This window comes from Iamia sp. SCSIO 61187 (assembly GCF_019443745.1).
In the GTDB taxonomy this organism is placed as follows: Bacteria; Actinomycetota; Acidimicrobiia; order Acidimicrobiales; family Iamiaceae; genus Iamia.
On the sequence record NZ_CP050948.1, the window covers coordinates 4,260,096 to 4,279,798 of the forward strand.

The window sequence follows — 19,703 nt, forward strand, 5'->3', positions numbered from 1 at the left end:
CGCCTACCCCTCGTCGCCCTCCGACGCCGGCTCGTCGCCGGGGCGGAGACCGGTGTCGAGGAGGGCCACGAAGGCGGCCTCGTCCAGGATGGGGACGCCCAGCTCCTCGGCCTTGGTCAGCTTCGACGCCCCGGCCTCGCCCCCGACGACGAGGGCGTAGGTCTTCTTCGACACGCTCCCGGGGCTCTTGCCCCCGCGGGCCTTGATGGCGGCGGCGGCCTCCTCCCGGCTGAAGCCCTCGAGCGTGCCGGTGACGACGACCGCCTTCCCCTCGAGCACGGGCTCGACGTCGGGGCGCTCGGGGCCCTGGAGGTTCACCCCGGCGGCCCGGAGCCGCTCGACCAGCTCGGCCGAGCCCTCCCGGTCGAACCACTCCCGCACCGAGGCGGCGATGGTGGGGCCCACCCCCTCGACGGCGGCCATCTGCTCGACGCTGGCCCCGGCGATGGCGTCGAGGTGGCCCAGGCCCTCGGCCAGGGCCTCGGCCCCCGCCGGTCCCAGGTGGCGGATGTTGAGCCCGACGAGCAGCCGGTCGAGCGGCCGCTCCTTGGTGGCCTCGATGGCGGCCCGGAGCTTCCCTGCCGCCTCGTCGCCCAGGCCGCGCAAGGTGTCGGCGGTGGAGCGGAAGCGGGGTGCGTCGGCCGCCAGGTCGCCCACCAGCTCGGCGCCCAGCAGGTCCTCGGCGTCGGCGGGGACCGTGGTGGCCACGTCCGCGGTGTCGACGGCGTCGAGCCTGGCCCGCTCGTCGCCGGTGCGCTCCCGGGCGGCGGCGACGGCGGCGGTGGCCCACCCGCCGACGAGGGACCGCAGCTCGGAGACCCGGTCCCAGTCGACGGTGTAGATGTCGGCGATGTCGGCGATGAGGCCGAGGTCGAGGAACAGGCGGACCCGCTGCTCGCCGAACCCCTCGATGTCCATCGAGCCCCGCCCGGCGAAGTGCTCGATCGACCCGGCCCGCTGGAACGGGCACTCGGGGTCGACGCAGCGGGTGTCGCTCTCGCCCTCGGGGCGGACGAGGGTCGACCGGCGGGGGCACGGGCAGACCGTGGGGAACTGCCACTCGGGCCGGTCCGGGTCGTCGCGCGGGAGGACCGGCCCGACGACCTCGGGGATGACGTCGCCGGCGCGGCGCACGACGACCGTGTCGCCCTCCCGCACGTCCTTGAGCCGCACCTGGTCCTCGTTGTGGAGGGTCGCCTGGCGGACGTTGGCGCCCCCGACGAACACCTCCTCGAGCTGGGCGTAGGGCGTGGTGCGCCCGGTGCGGCCGACGGAGATCTGGATGGCGTTGAGGCGGGTGGTGCGCTCCTCGGGCGGGAACTTGTAGGCGATGGCCCACCGGGGTGCCCGGCTGGTGGAGCCGAGCTCGTTCCGCACGCCGAGGTCGTCGACCTTCACCACGGCGCCGTCGATGTCGTAGTCGAGCTCGGCCCGGCGGTCCTTCCACCCGTCGCAGTAGGCGAAGACCTCGTCGAAGGTGCCGAGGACCCGGATCTCGGGGTTCACCGGCAGCCCCGCCTCGCCCAGGAAGTCCAGCGTCTCCCGGTGCTTGGTGAAGCGGGGCCCGCCGTCGACCTCGCCCAGCTGGTAGCACCACATCGAGAGCTCGCGCCGGGCCGTGACCTCGGCGTTCTTCTGCCGCAGGGAGCCGGCGGCGGCGTTGCGGGGGTTGACGGCGACCGGGGTGGGCTTGCGCCCCTCGGCCAGCCGGCCCCGGTTCTCCTCCTCCTGGCGGGCGACCAGCCGGGCGAAGGCGGAGCGGGCCATGTAGACCTCGCCCCGGACCTCCAGGACCCGGGGCGCGCCCCGACCCAGGCGGTGCGGGACGTCGGCGATGGTGCGCACGTTGGCGGTGACGTCCTCACCCACCCGGCCGTCACCGCGAGTGGCGGCCTGGACCAGCTCACCGTCCTCGTAGAGCAGCGAGATCGCCACCCCGTCGATCTTGAGCTCGCACACGTAGTCGACGGGGTCGTCGTCGGGCCCGGCCCCGAGCCGCCGCTCCAGGCGGTCGCCCCAGGCGACCAGGCTGTCGCTGTCGAAGGCGTTGTCGAGCGACATCATGGGCTGGCGGTGGCGCACCGGGGCGAAGAGCGTGCTCGGCGCCGACCCCACCCGTTGCGTGGGTGAATCCTCTGTGACCAGGTCCGGGTGGAGCTCCTCGAGGGCCCGCAGCTCGCGGACGAGGGCGTCGTAGTCGGCGTCGGAGACGGTCGGGGCGTCGAGCTCGTGGTACCGGCGATCGTGCTCGGCGATCTCGGTCCGCAGCTCGGCCGCCCGGCCGGCCGGGTCGGCCACCGGGTCGAGGTCGGGCTCCACGGCGCCGAGCATACGGAAGGAGGCTCCGTCGTCCGGACCGGGCGCCCCCGTTAGCACGCGCGCACCACCACCGTGCGTGATGGGAACCCTCAAGGACGCCAGGGCCGCGCCGATGAGGGGTGCGGGGAGAACCCCCCTCGCCCGCCCTCACATCGGACTCTGATCACATGGCGCTCAACGGATCCCTGGACGACTACTCCCCGGCCGGCGCCCTCCGCGTCCTCTCCTCGACGGGGAAGACCGGCGCCGTCCGGTTCACGGGCAGCGCCGGGTGCACCGTCTACCTCAACGAGGGCCTGCTCTACTTCGCCCGCGGCGAGGGCACCGACGACGCCCTGGCCACCGCGCTCGTCCGCCCGGGGCGGGTCAGCACCGAGGCGTGGGGCCGGGCCGTCGAGGAGGCGGGCGACGCCCCCCGCGTCGGCGAGCTGCTCGTCGAGCACGCCGGCATCGACGCCGACCTGATGGCCTCGGTCGTGCTCTCGGTGATCTACGACCCGCTCATCACCCTCTTCCGCGAGGGCGACGGTCGCTTCGACTTCGAGCCGGACACCATGCACTGGATCGGGCCCTACCGCGGCTTCAACGTCGAGGCCGTCGTCAACGAGGTCCGCCGCCGGGTCCGCCACGTCGACGAGATGAGCGACGTCGTCCCCTCCACCTCGGCCTGGGTCAGCCCGGTCCGGACCCTGCCCGACGGCGCCGCCCAGGTCACCCTCCTCCGGGAGGACTGGGAGCTGATCGCCTCGCTGTCCGGGCCCCGCACCGTCGACGAGCTGGCCGCGGCCATGGGCCGCGGTCGCTACTCGACGGCGATGGTCGTCCACCGCCTCGCCGTCGCCGGCCTGCTCGACGTCGTGCCCGAGCCCTTCGCCGACGACGACGCCTACCACGAGCCCAGCGCGGCCGAGCGCCTGGCCGCCGCCGGGGACGCCCCCGCCACGAGCGACGCCGCCGTCGACCTCGACGGGGACGCCACCGACGCCGGCGCCCCCACCGGGGACCCGTTCGCCCCGTTGGACCCTCCGGTGGGCAACCCCTTCGCCCCGCCCGTGGCCGAGGTCGACGTCGACGTCACCACCGGTGACGACGCCGCCTGGGACGCCTGGTCCGCCGGGAACCCCTTCGACCACCCGCCCACCGACGACGAGGCCGACGAGCCGGTCAGCTTCGGCCCGACGCTCGACGGCGGCTCCGTCGGCCCCGAGGCCGCGCCCGACGACGACCTCCTGCCCCGGCGCACCGCCGTGCGCGAGGCCGACCGGCCCAGCATCCCCCACCGCCAGGACGACGTGGCCCCCGGGTTGGCGGGCATCACCGGCTTCCACGACCCCACCGCCCGCTCCATGGGCCACCAGCAAGACGACGCCCTCTCGGCCGCCACCTCGGCCGACACCGTCGGCGACCCCAACGCGGCGTGGCTGGAGAACCTCTACGCCCAGTTCATCGACGAGGCTCCCGAGGTCGGCAAGCCCCGCAAGAAGGACGTCCTCGACGTCGCCTTCCAGGCCCCCGAGCAGGCCGACACCGAGAAGGTCGGGACGCTCAAGCGCCTCGCCGCCGCCCTCCGCCGCCTGTAGGACGGTCTCTACGCTCCGACGCTGAGGCGGACGCCGGCCAGCTGGTCGTGGATCCGTCGTCCGAGGGTGCGGGTCAGGTCGTGCACCAGGCCGACCTGGGCCACGTCGTGGAGCGCCAGCCCGCACGCCGGCGTCACGAGGGCCTGGCGTCGGATGCGCACCGGGTCGCAGCCGGCCTGGACCAGCGCGCACCAGCGGGCCGACAGGTCCCGCCACCAGTGCGACGCCGTCTCGCCGAGGGGGCGGTCGGTGGGGACCGCACCCCAGGCGATCCACCCGTCGCGCTCGAGGAAGGTGGCGAGGGCGCCGGCGCTGGAGCCGAGGTCGGCCCCGACCGGCGCGGACAGGATGCGGGGTCCGGCCTGGAGGACGGCCCGCCAGTCGGTGGGGCCGCAGACGTGGAGGCCGGTGATGGCCCGGCTCTCCCACGCCGCCAGGGCGCCCGACACCAGGTCGACCACGGACTCGGGGTCGGCGAGCGCGGCCGGGGGCCCGCCGACGAGGGCGGGCTCGTCGAGGAAGGCCACGACGGTGGCCTCGGGGGCCACGGCGGCGACGGCGTCGACCACGCCCCGGGCCCGGGCCCGCACCGCGGTGGCGGCCACGGCGGCGGCCACTGCGGGCTCGGCGCCGCCGTGGACGAGGGCCATGGCCAAGGTGGCGGGACCGGTGATCTGGACCTTCACCGGCGCCGTCCGGCCCTCGATGGCGGCCAGGAACCGGCGGAAGGTGACGAACGGGGCGCCGTCGAGGCCGAGGTCGGCGATCGGCGCCTCGGGGTCGAGGGCCGACGGGGTCACGTCGATGGTGCCGTCGGCGAGGACGTCGACGCCCGGCACGCCCCAGGCGGCCTGGGCGATCATCCCCTCGCGGGCGTCGCGTCGGGGCAGCGTCGGCGCCGCCGGCAGCTCCGGAAGGGCGTCGAGCACGAAGGCCACGGCCTCGTCGGCGTCGTCGAACGGCAGGCTGCCGACCGCGGTGGGCGTGCCGATGCCGAAGGGCATCGGTTCGCTGTCCGTCCACCCGTCGGTGGCATCACCGCCCTGCACGGTTCCCCCTTCGTGTCGTCGGTCCGATGCCTCGGTCGCTCCCGAGTGCTACAGGAGTAGCCATCCGTGGCCTCCGTGGGCAAATCTCGGGCCCCCCATGAACCGCCCCCGCCCGACGCCCACGCCCGTCATCGTCTGGGTGCTGCGCGCCGCCTGGCTCGTGCTGCCCCTCGCCGCCGGACCGGCGGTGGGGGCGGCGCTCGACGACCGGTCGGAGCCTGTGCAGGTGCTGGGGACCGTCCTGGCGTGGGGCGCGTGGGCGGCCGTGCTCGTCGCCACCCTCGTGCCCCGGGCGACCAGCCTCACCGCCGTCCGGCTCGGGGCGCCGGCCGCCCTCGCCGCCGCGGCGTGGGCCGCCGGCCCCGGCAGCCCCGACGACGACGTCGTCCGCGGGGTCGTCGCCGTGGTGGCCGCTGCCGTCGCCGTGGCCGTGGTCGCGGCGCCGGCCGTGGGTGACGCGTTCGTCGACGGCTCGTCGTACGGCAACGAGCGCCGCTTCGCCCTCCGCACGCCGCTGCCGCTCCTCGTGCTGGCCGCGACGACGTGGGCCGGGGTCGCCGCCGCGGCCGTCGCCGGGCCGTTCCTGCTGGCGGCCGAGCAGTGGGTCCTCGGCGCCGTGCTGACCGCCGCGGGGGGCGCCGTCGTGTGGTTCGGCGTCCGCTCGCTGCACGGGCTGGCCCGCCGGTGGCTCGTCCTCGTCCCCTCCGGCGTCGTGGTGCACGATCCCGTCGGCCGCCCCGACTCGGTGATGGCGCCCCGCCCGCTCATCGTCCGGCTGGGCCCGGCCCCGGCCGACAGCGACGGGCTCGACCTGACCCTCGGCGCGAGCGGCCTGGCCCTCGAGCTGGAGACCTCCGAACCGCTGCCGGTCACGGTGCGCCAGGGGCGCGACGTGGGGACCGAGCCGGCGGCGCGGGTGCTGGTGGCGGTGGCCCGCCCGGCGGCGGTGCTGGCCGAGGCCGAGGCCCGACGGCTCCCCACCCGGTAGGCCCCGGGGGGAACCTGCACGCGGACTGCGGAGATGTGGCACGGTCGCGGGGTGCTCGACGACGCCAAGGTCTCCACGTTCCTCGCCCGTGCCCGTCGGGAGGTCGACGACGGCCTCCTGCCGGCGGTCCAGGTGGCCATCGGCCTCGACGGCGAGGTCGTCGTCGACGAGACCTTCGGCGCGCCGCCCGAGACCCGCTTCGTCCCCTTCAGCTGCACCAAGGCGCTGGTCGGGTCGGCCGCCTGGCAGCTGGTGGGCGAGGGGTCGCTCGACCTGAGCCGCCCCGTGGCCGAGTACGTCCCGGCGTTCGGCACCAACGGCAAGGAGGCGGTCACCGTCGAGCAGACGCTGCTCCACGTGGGCGGCTTCCCGATGGCCCCGCTCGGCCCCAACCGCTGGTCGACGCGCGAGGGCCGCCTCGAGGCCTTCTCCCGCTGGCGGCTGACGCTCGTGCCCGGCGAGACGTTCATGTACCACCCGACCGCGGCCCACTGGGTCGTGGCCGAGATCATCGAGGCCCTCGACGGCCGTCCCTACGCCGACGCCATCCAGGCCCGCGTGACCGACCCCCTCGGCCTGCCCCGGATGCTGGCCATCCCGCCCGAGGAGCAGGGCGACGTGATCGACGCCGTCGGCGTGGGCGAGCCGCCCACGCCCGAGGAGATGGAGGAGGCCTTCGGCGTCCGCATCGACATCGGGGCCCTCATCCCTCCCGACGTGGCCCTCGGAGCCCTCCTGAGCCTGAACACGCCCGAGGCCCGGACGGTGGGCGTGCCCGGCGGCGGCGGGGTGGTCCGCGCCGCCGACCTCGCCCTCCTCTACCAGGCCTTCCTCCACGACCCGAAGGGCCTGTGGGACCCCGAGGTGCTGGCCGACGTCACCGGCACCGTGCGCAACACGCTGCCCGACATGTTCGGCGTGCCCGCCAACCGCACCCGGGGCGGCCTGGTGGTGCGGGGCGACGACGGGCTCGGCCACCGCCGGGGCATGGGCCACACCGCCTCGCCCCGGGCCTTCGGCCACAGCGGGGCCGGCGGCCAGGTCGCCTTCGCCGACCCCGAGACGGGCCTGAGCATCTGCTACCTCACCAACGGCCTCGACCAGCACCTCATCCGGGAGAACCGGCGGGTCACGGCCATCACCAGCCTGGCTGCCGAGCTCGTCGCCTGACCGAGCCCGGCCCGCCCGCCCCCCGGTAGCGTCGGGGCGTGCCCCTGGACCCGGTCGTGCCGACCTACCTCGACCACGCCGCCAGCACGCCGATGCGGCCCGAGGCGGTGGCCGCCATGGTCCCGTTCCTGGCCGAGCATTACGGCAACCCGTCGGGGTCCCACGCCGCCGCCCGCCACGCCCGTCGGGCCGTCGACGACGCCCGCGACGCGGTGGCCGCGCTCGTCGGGTGCCGGCCGGGCGAGGTCGTGTTCACGTCCGCGGGCACCGAGGCCGACGTCACCGCCCTGACCGGGGTGGCCGCCGCCCGCCCCGGCCCGGTGGCGGTGTCGGCCATCGAGCACGCCGCCGTGCTCGACACGGCGCGGGCCCTCGCCGCCGCCGGCACCGAGGTCGTCGAGCTGGCGGTCGACGGGCGCGGGCGGGTCGACCCCGACGCCGTCCCGGCCGGTGCCGCCCTCGTCTCGGTCGGCCTGGCCAACAACGAGGTCGGCACCATCCACCCGCTCGAGGCCCTGGCCGAGCGGGGCGCGGTCCTGCACACCGACGCCGTCCAGGCCGCGGCGTGGCTCGACCTCCCCCGCCGGGCGGCGCCGGCCGCCCTCGTCTCGCTCAGCGCCCACAAGCTCGGCGGGCCCAAGGGCGTCGGCGCCCTCGTCGTGCGCGACGGCACGCCCCTCGCCCCCCTCCTCACCGGCGGTGGTCAGGAGCGGGGCCGGCGCAGCGGCACCCAGAACGTGGCCGGCATCGTCGCCTTCGGGGTCGCCGCCGCCCTCGCCGCCGACGAGCGGGAGGCCAAGGCCGCCCGCGTCGCCCGGCTCCGCGACCGGCTCGCCGCGGGTCTCCTCCCCGTCCTGCGCGGCCTCGTGCCCGACGCCGTCGAGACGGTCGTGCCCCCGGGCGGCGATCGGGACCACGTCCTGCCCGGCCACCTCCACCTGTGCCTGCCCGGGGCGGCGGCCGACGAGGTCCTCTTCCTGCTCGACCAGGCCGGCGTGGCCGCCACCGCGGCCTCGTCGTGCGCCTCGGGCGCCACCGCGCCGTCGCACGTCCTCGCCGCCCTGGGCGTCGACGTCACCGCGGCCCGCGGCTCGCTCCGCCTCACCCTCGGGTGGTCCACCACCGACGCCGACGTCGACCGGGCCCTCGAGGCCGTGCCCGCCGCCGTCGCCCGCGCCGTCGGTGCCCCGCCTCCCACCCCCCAGTACCAGGGAGCCACGGGGGGTCGGCCATGAGGGTCCTCGTCGCACGCCGCCTGGGCTCCTCGGACCGGCGCCGTGCGGGGGGTCGGCCATGAGGGTCCTCGTCGCCATGTCCGGCGGGGTGGACTCCTCGGTCGCCGCGGCGCGGCTGGTCGCCGCCGGCCACGAGGTCGAGGGGGCCACGCTCAAGCTGTGGGGCGGGGCGTCGGACACCGGGTGCTGCTCGGTGGCCGACGCCGACGACGCCCGCCGGGTCGCCGACCGCCTCGGCATCGACCACCACACCTTCGCCTACGCCGACGAGTTCGAGGCCGGCGTGGTCGGTCCCTACGTGGCCGCCCACGCCGCCGGGGCCACGCCCAACCCTTGCATGGCCTGCAACCGCGAGGTGAAGTTCGGGGCCCTGCTCGACCGGGCCGACCGCCTCGGCTTCGCCGCCGTCGCCACCGGCCACCACGCCCGGGTCGTCACCGGGCCCGACGGGGTGCGCCGGGTCGGCCGCGGCGCCGACGGGGCCAAGGACCAGTCGTACGTCCTGGCCGGCCTCGACCACGACCGGCTGGGCCGGGTGCTCTTCCCGGTCGGGTCCTCGACCAAGGGCGACGTCCGGGGCGAGGCGGCCGCGCTCGGCCTCGTCACCGCGGCCAAGCCCGACAGCCAGGACGTCTGCTTCATCACCCGGACCGACGGTCGCGCCCGCTTCCTCGGGCGGCGCCTGACCCTGACCACGGGCCGGGTGGTCGACGGCGACGGACGGGAGCTCGGGACCGTCCCCGCGGTCGAGGCCGTGACCATCGGCCAGCGGCGGGGCCTGGGGCTCCCGGGCGGGACCGCCCCCCGCTACGTCGTCGCCACCGACCCCTCCACCGCCACCGTCGTGGTCGGCTCCGAGGCCGACCTGCGGGTCGGGTCCCAGGCCGTCGCCGACGTCGGGTGGTCAGCCGGCCCGCTCACCGGGGACCTGGTGTGGCAGGTGAGCGCCCACGGCACCCCGCGGGTGGGTCGGCTGGTCGCCGACGGTGCCGGGGCACGGGTGCACTGGCGGTCGCCCGAGCGGCGGGTGGCGCCGGGCCAGGCCCTGGTCGCCTACGACGGCGACGTCGTGGTCGCCTGGGCGACGGCCCGCCCCGACCCGGATCGTCACGACCTGATGGACCCGGCCAGCACCCCATGACCGCACCCGGCGCTGACCTGCACCGATGCGTCGGACGGCGATTCGCTGGCGATTCGACGTCCGACGACCGGACCGCGGCCGCCCGACCCGTCGCCAGGCCGGTCTGAGGTGGAGGGCTACGACGCCGCCACCTACGGCGACCGCTTCGCCGACGTCTACGACGACTGGTACGACGACCCCGACGCCACCGAGGCGGCCGTCGCCGCCCTGGTCGCTCGGGCCCGGGCGGTGGCACCCGCGGGCACCACCACCCCCTCCCTCCTCGAGCTGGGCGCCGGCACCGGCCGCCTCGCCCTCCCCCTGGCCGCCGCCGGCCTGGCCGTCACCGGCGTCGACGCCTCGACCGCCATGTTCGACCGGCTGGCGGCCAAGCCCGGCGGCAGCCGGGTCACGGCCGTCGTCGGCGACATGGCCGGCCCCCTCCCCGACGGCCCCTTCGACCTCGTCGTCGTGGCTCGCAACACCTTCTTCAACCTCACCACCGAGGCCGCCCAGCGGGCCTGCCTGAGAGAGGTCGCTCGGGTCCTCGCCCCCGGCGGCCGGCTGGTGCTCGAGGCCTTCGTGCCGACCGACGACGACGGGCCCACCTCCTCGGTCGAAGTCCGCAGCATCACCGCCGACCGCGTCCTGCTCTTCGTCGACCGCCACGACCCGGCGACCAGCGAGGCCTGGAGCTCCTTCGTCGACATCTCGCCCGACGGGATCCGCCTCCGCCCCTGCCACGTCCGCTACCTCCGCCCCGCCGACCTCGACGCCCTCGCCGCCGCGTGCGGGCTGGCCCTCGACGACCGGGCCGAGGACTGGGCCGGCGCCCGGTTCGACGACACCTCGGCGCACCACGTGTCCACCTACCGCCGCTCCGACCCCGGGTCCGCGGCCTGACCGGGCCAGACTGCCGCCATGGGACGCGTCAAGGTCGGGATCACCATCGACGCACCCCCCCGCCGGGTCTGGGCCGAGGTCGAGCACCCCGAGCGCCACGTGGACTGGATGGCGGACGCGGTGGCGATCCGCTTCACGTCCCGGTCGCGGCAGGGCGTGGGCACCACCTTCGAGTGCGACACCAAGGTCGGTCCGTTCCGCCTGACCGACGAGATGGAGATCACCGACTGGCGCGCCGGCAAGGTCATGGGCGTGCGCCACGTCGGCCTCGTCACCGGCACCGGCCGGTTCACCCTCCGCCGCGCCCGGCGGGGGCGGACGCGGTTCACCTGGGAGGAGCGCCTCCGCTACCCGTGGTGGATGGGCGGCCCCGTCGGCGGCGTCGTCGGCGACCGCATCATGGGGCGGATCTGGCGGGGGAACCTCCGACGCCTGAAGGCCCAGATCGAGGGCTGACGCGCCCCGCTCTCGTCCCGGCGTGGAGGAGGACGCCTGCGGTGCGATCAGGGGCCGACGGTCGGGTCAGAGGGTGACGCGCCCGGTCGGATGGCCGGCGCCGTCGAGCACGACGATCTCCGGGCCGGCGAGCAGGGCCCAGCCGTCACCGACGCTCAGGACCCGGGTGGCAGGCTCCGAGGTGGACACGGCGTGGCGGGCGACCTCGACCAGCTCACCGCCGGCGGTGTCCACCACCACGACCTCGCCGGCCAGCCCCGCCCAGGTGTCCCCGGGCCCCGCATCAGGTGCGACCTCCTCCGCCACCCCGTAGGACGTGGCCGGCACGGCGAAGCGGCCGTCACCCAGGTCGAGGTAGGCGTGGTGGTCGACCGAGACCGCGGACTCGTCGCCCAGCACGAGCTCACCGACGACGGCCGGGGCGGTCGGGTCCGAGACGTCGAACAGCTTGGCCGCAGCCCGCCCGTCCCCGCCGGGCCCGAACCCGACCACCAGCCCGCCCCCGAGCGGGTGGAGGTAGGAGCTGAACCCGGGGAGCTCGACCTCGCCCAGGACCTGCGGGGCCGACGGGTCCGCGAGGTCGACCACGTAGAACGGGTCGGTCTGGAGGAACGTCACGGCGTAGGCCGTGGTGCCGGCGAAGCGGACGCCGTGCAGGGTCTCGCCGGGGTGCCCGAAGGGTTCGGTCCGGCCGACGACGTCGAGGGCGCCGTCGGTGTCGAGCACGACGATCTCGTTGAGCGCCGGGCCCTCCGGCCCGGGCGGCGGCGGCGGGAGGGGCTCGGTCACGACCGTCGTCAGGGGCGGCTCGCTCGACTCGCGCCCGTCGGGCGCCGTCGTGGTCTCGGGCTCGACCACGTCGGGCTCGGTCATCTCCGGTTCGGTCGTCTCCGGTGCCGCCGGGGCCACGTCGACGGCGACACCGACGTCGCCCCCGAAGGCGCGGACCCCGCCGCCCTGGGTCACCGCGACCCGCAGGAACCGGTCGTGCTCGGACATGGAGAGCTCGTCGAGGAGGCTGCCCTCCACCTGACCCGAGCCCGTCGGCTCGAGCGTGGCCGCCTCGAACCGGTGGATCCCGGTCGTGGTCGACCCATCGGGGTGCCACTGCGGTGTGGCCAGGTAGATCGACCCGGTCGTGACGTGGACCAGGGAGCCCGAGCCGACCACCTCGGCGGCGCGGACGGGGTCGACCTCACCGGTGGCCGGGAGGGTGACCAGCAGCGTGGCCGTCGGGTCGGACGGTCCCTCGGGGTGGAGGACCTCGTCGCAGGCGACGGGGCCGTCGGCGAACGGCACCGCGGAGGGATCGGCCGGCGGGAGGCCACCCGCGCCGTCGAAGGCAGGGGTGGCGAAGCCCTCGGTGGCCACGACGTGGAGCTCGTCACCGACCCGCCGGGCGTCCACCAGCGACCCGGTCGTGGTCCACGATCCCTCGGGCTCGAGCCCGGCGACGTCGACGGCGACCCGCTCGACGACCACTCCCCCGCTGTCGCCGTGACCGACCACCCAGGCCACGCCGGCCTCGGCGTCGTAGGTGATCTGGGCATCCCAGGGAACCGCGGTCGCCGCCACGACCTCGGCGGCGACCAGGTCCACGACGGCCAGGCGGCCCGACGACGTCACGAGGACGACGTCCTCGGTGAGCCGGTCGACCAGGTCGATCTCGTCGACCCCCTCGACCGCCACGTTGGTCTCGTCGACGGCCGGCCCCCCCGACGCAGCCCCCTCGGCCCCGTCGACGGCGACCGCGGTGGTCGAGGGGGCGCCGCCGTCGGACGGAGCTGCGGTCGGCGCGTCGGCCTCGGCCATGTCACCACCCACGGCGTCGAAGGACTCCTCGGCCCGCCCTGCGCCCGGGTCCATGGCCCCGGAGCCCCAGGCCGCCAGGTCGTCGCACGACGAGAACGTCGAGAGCTCCACCGCTCCCGCGACCTTCGACGGGGTCCCCGTCTCCCCCGCCGCCAGCACGAGGGCCGTGGTGAGCAGGCCGACGCCCAGCAGGGCCAGGGCACCGATCGCGCCGCGCCGGGGGCGGCTGCCGGGGGTCATGGACGCAGCGGTGGTCATGGCCCCTCCGACGCTGCGCACCCCGTCCCGGTTCCCGCGGTCAGCGGATGATGATGTCCCCGTACTCGCCCACCATGAGCCCGTAGGCCACGAGGGCGAGCACGACGGTGAGGGCGACGGTGATCCCCGACGCGACCAACCCGCCCTTCGGGCCGAGGCGCTTGCTGCCCTCGACGAGCACGAGGCCGCCGAGCCCGCCGGCGACGAGGCCGCCCACGTGCCCGCCGATGGAGATGCCCGGGATGCTGAAGGTGAGCAGCAGGTTGATGCCGAGCGTGGTGACGAGGCCCGAGCGCATCAGGTCGATGTTCCGGTCGCGGGCCACGAAGAACGCCGCCCCCATGAGCCCGTAGGCGGCACCGGAGGCGCCGATGGTGACCGCGGTGGGGTCGAGCACCAGCACGCCCAGCGACCCCCCGATCAGGGCGAGGGCGTAGAGGGCGACGAACCGGGTGCGGCCCAGCGCCGACTCCAGCATCTGGCCGAGGATCCAGATGAAGTACATGTTCATCGCCAGGTGCAGGAACCCGAACGGGATGCCGTTCGAGTGCAGGAAGCCACCGGTGACGATGCGCCACGGCTCGTCGGGCACGAAGGGCCCGAACAGGGCCCCGTCGGCGAACAGGCCGTTGTCGTCCCGCGCGAGGGCGATCGCCTTCCCGCCGGCGGAGAAGGGCTCCAGGGCGCTGGTCGCGAGCATCGCCGCGAACGCCAGCACGTTGATGGCGATCAGGACCTGGGTGGCGATGGGCCGGGTCACCAGCGCCGCCACGCCCTGGTAGACCCGCTGCTTGCCCTGGGCGGCGCAGTCGGGGCAGTGGAACCCGACCGACGCCTGGCGCATGCACGCCGGGCAGATGGGGCGGTCGCAGCGCTGGCACGAGATCCCGGCCATCCGGTCGGGGTGGCGGTAGCACGTGCGGACGTTGGTCGGGGCCGTCATGGTCCTGCTGACGCTACCGACGTCCGGACCGCTGCGGTCGGCACCGCCGTGAGCGGTCGGTCACCGCCCGGTGAAGCGCGCCTTGCCGGGACCGTGCTCGCGGAACGACTCCACACCGATGCGGGCATCGTCGGTGGCGAACACCTGGGTGAAGAGCTCCTGCTCGAGCTCCAAGCCCGACCCCAGGGTCACGTCGAAGCCGCGGTCGATGGCCCGCTTGGCCAGCCCCTGGGCCGCCACCGCCCCGGCCGCCAGCTCGGCGGCCCAGGCGATCGCCGCGTCCTGCACCTCGGCGGCGGGCACGACGCGGTCGACGAGCCCGATGCGCAGGGCCTCCTCGGCGTCGACCTGGCGGCCCGAGAGGATCATGTCCTTGGCCCGGGCGGGGCCGACGAGGCGCGCCAGCCGCTGGGTGCCACCGCCGCCGGGGATGATGCCCAGCAGGATCTCGGGCTGCCCGAAGCGGGCCCGGTCCGACGCGATCCGCAGGTCGCAGGCGAGGGCCAGCTCGCAGCCGCCACCCAACGCCACACCGCTGACGGCGGCGATCACGGCCCGGGGGATGTCGGCCACGGCGTTCAGGGCCCGCAGGAAGCAGGTGCCCACGGCGCGCGCCTCGTCGGGTCCGGCGAACTCGGAGATGTCCGCCCCGGCGGCGAAGATGCGGTCGCCGCCGGTGACGACCACGGCCCCGGGAGGGGCGTCGATCAGGGCCTGGGCCGCCCCCTCGAGCTGCTCGAGCAGGCCCGTGGACAGGGCGTTGACCTTGCCGTTCTCGATGCGCAGGACGGCGACGTCGTCGTCCCGGCGCTCGACGGAGACGAGGGGCTGCGAGGAGGACATGGCGGGCGAACCTACCCGAGGGACGCCGCCGATCGAACCCCCGGCTCGGCGGCCGGGGTCAGAGGGAGACGACGCTCTCGGACTCGAGACCCATGCCGACGGCCTCGACGGCGGTCACGCCCGGGACCCGGTCCTTCAGGATCCGCTCCACGCCGGCCTTGAGGGTCACGGTGGAGGCCGGGCAGCTCACGCAGGCGCCGGTGAGCTCGACGGTGACGACGCCGGTGTCCTCGTCGAATCCGCGCAGCTCGATGTCGCCGTTGTCGGCCTGGATGGCCGGGCGGATCGCCTGGATGGTGGCGTGGAGCTTCTCGAGCATGCGGTCGCTGTTCGTCGAAGGGACGGTGGTGCAGTCTCCCAGGTCACGAGGAGGTGTCGAAACCCGGCACAGGGCACAACCACCAGGGGGCCGCCCCCTGTTCCCCGTCCCCGACGTGCCCCCCGTCACCCCGGGTCTCGACCGCGGGCCGATGCCGGCCCGTCCCTACCATCGGGCGGGTGACGGCGTCGATCCTGGCCCACGGAGCAGACGGCCTCGCCGGCGACGGCGTGCCCACCGCCCTGCTCTACGGCGTGGTCGTCGCCGGCGCCGTGGTCGTCGCCCTCGGCCTCCGGGCCCGGGGGACCCGCCCGTCGGGCGGCCCGGCCGTGGCCCCGCTGACCCTCGACGGGGCCGAGGGCCGCGCCTGGCCGGGCGACGACGCCCCCGCCGGCGCCCGGATCGCCTTCCACGCCGTGGGCGTGCTGGGGCTGGTGGCGCTGCTGGTCGTCGGGTGGGCGGGCTCGGACCTGAGCGGCCTCAACGCCCTCCCGTCCACCCTTCTCTCCCTGTGGTGGGCGATCCCCGTCCTCGCCCTGCTGCTGGGCGACTGGTGGCTCCTCGTCGACCCCTTCGACGCCGTCGCCGCCGGCATCGAGCGTGTACGGCCGCCCACGGTGGCGACCGGCGGGGGCGAGGTCGACGAGGCCGGCGACTGGTGGGTGCCCGCCGCCCTGCTCGCCAGCTTCGCCTGGATGGTGACGTGCTGGCTCGACGGCCAGGAACCCCGGAACATGGCCCTCTGGCTGACCGCCCTCACCGGGGTGATGGTCGTCGGCGCCGCCCTGGGCGGGCGGGCCTGGGTCCGGCGGTCCTCGCCCCTGGCCGTGCTGACCGGGGCCGTCGCCGCCGCCGCCCCGGTCACGTGGGAGGGCGGACGGCCCCGCCCCCGCAACCCGCTGGCCGGGCTGGCCGGTCGGGCCGGGGGCCGGCGCACGGCCGCCGTGGTCCTCGTCGTCCTCGGCACCGCGTTCTGGGAGGCCGTCAGCGGCACCCAGTGGTGGGCCGACCTGGTGGGGACGAGCGGCACCGGGGGCACGGCGTCCAGCCTGGTGTGGTCGACCGTGGGCCTGGCCTGGTGCATCTTGCTGGCCGGGGCGGCCTGGATGGGGGCCGGCGCCGCCGCCGAGGCCGTGGCCCGGTCGGTCGGGGGGCCGGCCCTGGACGAGCCCTTCGGCACCGACGCGGTCGTGGCCCTCGCCCCCCTCGCCGCCGTGGCCCTCGCCGCCCACCAGCTCACGACCCTGCTCGTCACCGCCCAGTACGCCGTGCTCTTCCACGCCGCCGACCCCTTCGCCGAGGGCTGGGACCTCACCGGGACCCGGTCCTGGGTCCCGAACGAGCAGGTCCTGTCCCCGACGGCCGCGTCGTGGGTCCGCCTGGCGCTCCTGCTGGTCGGCCTGGGCCTGCTGCTGGCCGGCGCCTGGGATCGGCTCGCCGCCCGGGTCGGCCGGGCCGTCGTCACCGCCGGGTGGGTCGTGGCCGCCTTCACCGCAGCCGTCGGGAGCCTGGCCCTGTGGCTGCTCCTGGGCGCGTGATGGGCGCCGCCGCCGTGCTGGCCCACCAGGGCGGGTGGGACGAGATCCTGCTCGTCCTCACCCCGATCGCCCTCTTCGCCGGGCTGCTGTGGCTGGCCAACTCCCGGGCCAACCGCGAGCTCCGCCGCCGCGCCGAGGCCGACGGCGACACCGCCGGGTCCGAGCCCGATGCCGACGACCCGCCGTCCCCGTAGTGGGCCGGCGACATGCGACGGGTTCAGTCGGCGTCCATGTCGGCGCCGATCGAGCGCATCTTCTCGACGAAGCGGTCGTAGCCCCGGGCCACGTGCTGGGCGTCGGCGATGACCGTCTCGCCGTCGGCGCCGAGGGCGGCCATGGCGATCGCGGCCCCGGCCCGGATGTCGTGGGCCTTCACCGGGGCGCCCGACAGGCGGGGCACGCCCCGGATCAGGGCGTAGTGGTGCTCGACCCGGATGTCGGCGCCCATGCGGACCAGCTCGTCGACGTAGCGGAAGCGGCCGCCGAAGATGTTCTCGGTGGCGATGGAGGGCCCGTCGGCCACGCTCAGGGCGGCGACCATGAGGGGCAGGTAGTCGGTGGCGATGCCCGGGTACGGGAGGCTGTTGATGTCGACGGCCCGGATCCGCTCGGGCGCCGCCGCCCACACGCCGTCGGGGTGGGCCGAGGTCCGCAGCCCCATGTCGCCCATCTTGTGCATCAGCATGTCCATGTGCTCCGGGCGGGCCTGCTCCAGCACCAGCTCGCCGCCGGCCACGGCCAGTCCGGTGAGGAAGGTGGCGGCCTCCAGCCGGTCGGGGATGACGGCGTGGTCGACGGGGTGGAGGTGCTCGACCCCGTCGACGGTGACCGTCGAGCTGCCGGCACCGATGATCGTGGCGCCCATCCGGTTCAAGAAGGCGGCCAGGTCGGCCAGCTCGGGCTCCTTGGCCGCGTTCTCGATGACGGTCGTGCCCTCGGCCAGGACCGCAGCCATCAGCACGTTCTCGGTGGCGCCCACGCTCGGGTACTCGAGCACGATGCGGGTGCCCCGCAGCCGCTCGGCCCGGCCCTCGATGTAGCCGTGCTCGAAGGTCAGGTCGGCCCCGAGCCGGCGGAGCCCGTCGAGGTGCATGTCGATGGGGCGCTGGCCGAAGTCGTCGCCGCCCGGGAGTGACACCCGAGCGCGTCCGACCCGGGCGAGCAGCGGGCCGAGCACCACGATCGAGGCCCGCATGGCCTCGACCAGTTCGTAGGGCGCCTCGGGGGTGATCTCGGCCGGCCGCACGATGGTGAGCACGTCACCGTCGAGCGTGGCGGTGCACCCCATGGCCTCGAGCAGCTCGGCCATCAGCCGCACGTCGGTGATGTCGGGGACGTTGCGGATGGTGAAGGTGCCCTCGGCCAGGACGGTCGCCGCCATCAGCTTGAGCACCGAGTTCTTGGCGCCGGAGATGGCGACCCGGCCCGAGAGGGGCCCGCCGCCCCGGACGAGGATCCGTTGCATCCGGTCAGCATGGCCGATGGCAACCGGCTCGGGTCGACGGGACATCATCGGGCCGTGCCGAACCTCGCCCAGACCGTCGTCGTGGACGACGCCACGGCGAGCACCCTGACGGCTCCCCGGTCCGACATCGTCACCGAGCGGCCCTGGACGGCCGCCGACGACGCCGCCTGGCGCGAGCGGCACCCCGACGACGACCCCGCCACCGAGGGGTGGACCTCCTTCGCCGTCGAGCGGGGGCCGATGCTGGCCTACCGGCGCGACGTCCGGTCCACCCCTGCCGGGGACGGGACGGTGCGCGTCGAGGAGCGGACCCGCTACCAGCTCGCCCTCGGGGTCTGGTCCGGCGCCGTCGTGTGGCCGACGAACCGGGCGCTGCGGCGCACCGTCTCCCGCCAGACCACCTACGCGCCGGTGTGGGCCCCGCCCGACGGCCTCGACGCCCGCTCGGGCCGCGTCCTGGGCCTGCTGCTGACCCTCGCCCTCGTCGCCGGCTACATGGGCACCGTCCTGACCCAGACCATCACCTTCGCCGCCGACGAGTTCGGGCGGGACACCACGGCGCAGGGCAACGTGCTCGCCGCCGTGCGGGTCGGGGTGCTGGGCAGCCTGGCCATCGTCGCCCTGGCCGACCGCAAGGGCCGTCGCCGGCTGCTGCTGTGGTCGGTCGCCCTGGCCATCGCCGCCACCGTGGCCGGCGCCTTCGCCCCGTCCATGGAGGTCCTGGGGGTGTCCCAGACCCTCGCCCGCGGCTTCCAGACCGCCGTGACCCTGCTCCTCGCGGTCGTGGCGGCCGAGGAGATGCCCAAGGGGGCCCGGGCCTACGCCATCAGCGTCATGACCATGACCGGCGCCCTGGGGGCGGGCATGGCCGTGTGGGCCCTGCCGCTGGCCGACGTGGGCGAGCGGGGCTGGCGGATCATCTACCTCGTCCCCGTCCTCGGCCTGCCCGTGCTCCGGCGGGTCGGCCGGACGCTGCCGGAGAGCCAGCGCTTCGTCCGGCCCCACCGCCAGGCCACGGTGATGCGGGGCCACGCCCGGCGCTTCTGGGCCATCGGCGCCGCCCTGTTCTGCGCCTCGGCCTTCGGCGCCCCCAGCAGCCAGCTGCTCAACGACTTCCTCAAGGACGAGCGGGGCTTCTCGGCCGCCCGCATCGCCCTGTTCACCCTCGTCACCAGCACCCCCGCCGGGCTGGCCCTCGTCGCCGGCGGCCGGCTGGCCGACACCCGGGGCCGGCGGGTCGTCGTCGCCGTCGGGGTGGCCGGCGGGGCGGTCGTCGCGGCGTGGGGCTTCACCACCCACGGCTGGCCCCTCTGGGCGGCCAACCTGGTCGCCACCATGCTCGGCGCCCTCGCCGTGCCGGCCATGGGGGCCTACGGCCCCGAGCTGTTCCCCACCGCCGCCCGGGCCAAGGCCAACGGCATCCTCCAGGTGATGTCGGTGGCCGGGAGCGCCATCGGTCTGGTCGTGGCCGGCCACGTGACCGACCGGACCGGCGAGCTGGCCGACGCCATGCTCCTGCTGCTGCCCCTCGCCCTGATCGTCGCCGTCCTGGCCCTGACCGTCTTCCCCGAGACCGCCCGCCGCCAGCTCGAGGAGATCAACCCGGAGGACGACCTCACCCGGCCCGGCGAGGGGGAGGTCATCGCCGCCGACCCCGCCACGGCCGACCTCTGGCCACCCGACGGGCCCCGGTAGCATCGCCGGC

Annotated in this window: 17 protein-coding genes; 10 read left to right on the top strand and 7 right to left on the bottom strand. The window is 75.8% G+C overall.

Features of this window, described 5'->3' with window-relative positions; all coding sequences use genetic code 11:
* Positions 1 to 3 precede the first annotated feature (3 nt).
* On the bottom strand, positions 4 to 2,319 hold the full coding sequence (gene ligA / locus HC251_RS20475; protein WP_219942451.1) for an NAD-dependent DNA ligase LigA: 2,316 nt from the start codon (positions 2,317 to 2,319) through the stop codon (positions 4 to 6).
* A gap of 167 nt (positions 2,320 to 2,486) precedes the next feature.
* Between ligA and HC251_RS20480 the strand changes: the two genes are divergently transcribed.
* Positions 2,487 to 3,899, top strand: coding sequence for a DUF4388 domain-containing protein (locus HC251_RS20480; RefSeq protein ID WP_219942452.1), 1,413 nt, complete (start codon positions 2,487 to 2,489; stop codon positions 3,897 to 3,899).
* A gap of 8 nt (positions 3,900 to 3,907) precedes the next feature.
* Here the strand turns inward: HC251_RS20480 and HC251_RS20485 are convergent, their stop codons facing one another.
* Positions 3,908 to 4,903 carry a hypothetical protein gene (locus HC251_RS20485; RefSeq protein ID WP_219942453.1) on the bottom strand — a complete coding sequence of 332 codons (996 nt, stop codon included), beginning with the start codon at positions 4,901 to 4,903 and terminating at the stop codon, positions 3,908 to 3,910.
* Positions 4,904 to 5,045: 142 nt separating this feature from the next.
* On the opposite strand from HC251_RS20485, the gene HC251_RS20490 reads away from it, so the two are divergent.
* From HC251_RS20490 to HC251_RS20515, 6 genes are all read left to right on the top strand, one after another.
* The gene (locus HC251_RS20490) at positions 5,046 to 5,936 is read left to right on the top strand and encodes a hypothetical protein (RefSeq protein ID WP_219942454.1); all 891 of its coding nucleotides are present in this window, start codon (positions 5,046 to 5,048) and stop codon (positions 5,934 to 5,936) included.
* A gap of 51 nt (positions 5,937 to 5,987) precedes the next feature.
* Positions 5,988 to 7,106 (top strand): serine hydrolase, encoded by a 1,119-nt coding sequence (locus tag HC251_RS20495; protein ID WP_219942455.1) that lies wholly within the window; start codon positions 5,988 to 5,990, stop codon positions 7,104 to 7,106.
* 38 nt (positions 7,107 to 7,144) lie between these two features.
* Positions 7,145 to 8,341: a cysteine desulfurase family protein gene (locus HC251_RS20500; protein ID WP_255566505.1), complete on the top strand. Its 1,197-nt coding sequence runs from the start codon at positions 7,145 to 7,147 to the stop codon at positions 8,339 to 8,341.
* 58 nt (positions 8,342 to 8,399) lie between these two features.
* A complete protein-coding gene (gene mnmA, locus HC251_RS20505; protein ID WP_219942456.1) occupies positions 8,400 to 9,482 on the top strand; it encodes a tRNA 2-thiouridine(34) synthase MnmA in 1,083 nt (360 codons plus the stop codon).
* A 108-nt stretch (positions 9,483 to 9,590) separates the two neighbouring features.
* Positions 9,591 to 10,364: a class I SAM-dependent methyltransferase gene (locus HC251_RS20510; RefSeq protein WP_219942457.1), complete on the top strand. Its 774-nt coding sequence runs from the start codon at positions 9,591 to 9,593 to the stop codon at positions 10,362 to 10,364.
* 18 nt (positions 10,365 to 10,382) lie between these two features.
* Positions 10,383 to 10,820: an SRPBCC family protein gene (locus tag HC251_RS20515; protein ID WP_219942458.1), complete on the top strand. Its 438-nt coding sequence runs from the start codon at positions 10,383 to 10,385 to the stop codon at positions 10,818 to 10,820.
* 66 nt (positions 10,821 to 10,886) lie between these two features.
* Here HC251_RS20515 and HC251_RS20520 read toward each other — a convergent pair whose 3' ends face one another.
* The 4 genes from HC251_RS20520 to HC251_RS20535 are packed head-to-tail and all read right to left on the bottom strand — an operon-like array spanning position 10,887 to position 14,995.
* Entirely contained in the window at positions 10,887 to 12,890 is a 2,004-nt protein-coding gene (locus HC251_RS20520; RefSeq protein WP_219942459.1) for a beta-propeller domain-containing protein, read from the bottom strand.
* A gap of 40 nt (positions 12,891 to 12,930) precedes the next feature.
* Positions 12,931 to 13,833 carry a rhomboid family intramembrane serine protease gene (locus tag HC251_RS20525; RefSeq protein ID WP_219942460.1) on the bottom strand — a complete coding sequence of 301 codons (903 nt, stop codon included), beginning with the start codon at positions 13,831 to 13,833 and terminating at the stop codon, positions 12,931 to 12,933.
* Positions 13,834 to 13,893: 60 nt separating this feature from the next.
* On the bottom strand, positions 13,894 to 14,676 hold the full coding sequence (locus tag HC251_RS20530; protein WP_219942461.1) for an enoyl-CoA hydratase/isomerase family protein: 783 nt from the start codon (positions 14,674 to 14,676) through the stop codon (positions 13,894 to 13,896).
* A 58-nt stretch (positions 14,677 to 14,734) separates the two neighbouring features.
* A complete protein-coding gene (locus HC251_RS20535) occupies positions 14,735 to 14,995 on the bottom strand; it encodes a NifU family protein (RefSeq protein ID WP_219942462.1) in 261 nt (86 codons plus the stop codon).
* A gap of 179 nt (positions 14,996 to 15,174) precedes the next feature.
* Here HC251_RS20535 and HC251_RS20540 point away from each other — a divergent pair, with 179 nt between their 5' ends.
* Together HC251_RS20540 and HC251_RS20545 are read left to right on the top strand one after the other, a co-directional pair.
* Positions 15,175 to 16,533 carry a hypothetical protein gene (locus HC251_RS20540; RefSeq protein ID WP_219942463.1) on the top strand — a complete coding sequence of 453 codons (1,359 nt, stop codon included), beginning with the start codon at positions 15,175 to 15,177 and terminating at the stop codon, positions 16,531 to 16,533.
* Complete coding sequence (locus HC251_RS20545; protein ID WP_219942464.1) at positions 16,512 to 16,727, top strand: hypothetical protein; 216 nt, start codon at positions 16,512 to 16,514, stop codon at positions 16,725 to 16,727. The genes HC251_RS20540 and HC251_RS20545 overlap by 22 nt, the downstream gene beginning before the upstream one ends.
* A 23-nt stretch (positions 16,728 to 16,750) precedes the next feature.
* Here the strand turns inward: HC251_RS20545 and murA are convergent, their stop codons facing one another.
* Positions 16,751 to 17,998, bottom strand: coding sequence for a UDP-N-acetylglucosamine 1-carboxyvinyltransferase (gene murA, locus HC251_RS20550; protein ID WP_255566506.1), 1,248 nt, complete (start codon positions 17,996 to 17,998; stop codon positions 16,751 to 16,753).
* Positions 17,999 to 18,052: 54 nt separating this feature from the next.
* Between murA and HC251_RS20555 the strand changes: the two genes are divergently transcribed.
* Positions 18,053 to 19,693, top strand: a complete 1,641-nt coding sequence (locus HC251_RS20555; protein WP_219942465.1) for an MFS transporter — start codon at positions 18,053 to 18,055, stop codon at positions 19,691 to 19,693.
* The last annotated feature ends 10 nt before the right edge of the window (positions 19,694 to 19,703 follow it).

Excerpts from the sequence above, each read along its gene's own strand:
- HC251_RS20535 (WP_219942462.1), bottom strand. The coding sequence starts at position 14,995 with ATGCTCGAGAAGCTCCACGCCACCATCCAGGCGATCCGCCCGGCCATC.
- HC251_RS20515 (WP_219942458.1), top strand. The coding sequence starts at position 10,383 with ATGGGACGCGTCAAGGTCGGGATCACCATCGACGCACCCCCCCGCCGG.
- HC251_RS20525 (WP_219942460.1), bottom strand. The coding sequence starts at position 13,833 with ATGACGGCCCCGACCAACGTCCGCACGTGCTACCGCCACCCCGACCGG.
- HC251_RS20520 (WP_219942459.1), bottom strand. The coding sequence starts at position 12,890 with ATGACCACCGCTGCGTCCATGACCCCCGGCAGCCGCCCCCGGCGCGGC.
- mnmA (WP_219942456.1), top strand. The coding sequence starts at position 8,400 with ATGAGGGTCCTCGTCGCCATGTCCGGCGGGGTGGACTCCTCGGTCGCC.
- HC251_RS20490 (WP_219942454.1), top strand. The coding sequence starts at position 5,046 with ATGAACCGCCCCCGCCCGACGCCCACGCCCGTCATCGTCTGGGTGCTG.
- HC251_RS20485 (WP_219942453.1), bottom strand. The coding sequence starts at position 4,903 with ATGCCCTTCGGCATCGGCACGCCCACCGCGGTCGGCAGCCTGCCGTTC.
- murA (WP_255566506.1), bottom strand. The coding sequence starts at position 17,998 with ATGCAACGGATCCTCGTCCGGGGCGGCGGGCCCCTCTCGGGCCGGGTC.
- HC251_RS20480 (WP_219942452.1), top strand. The coding sequence starts at position 2,487 with ATGGCGCTCAACGGATCCCTGGACGACTACTCCCCGGCCGGCGCCCTC.
- HC251_RS20530 (WP_219942461.1), bottom strand. The coding sequence starts at position 14,676 with ATGTCCTCCTCGCAGCCCCTCGTCTCCGTCGAGCGCCGGGACGACGAC.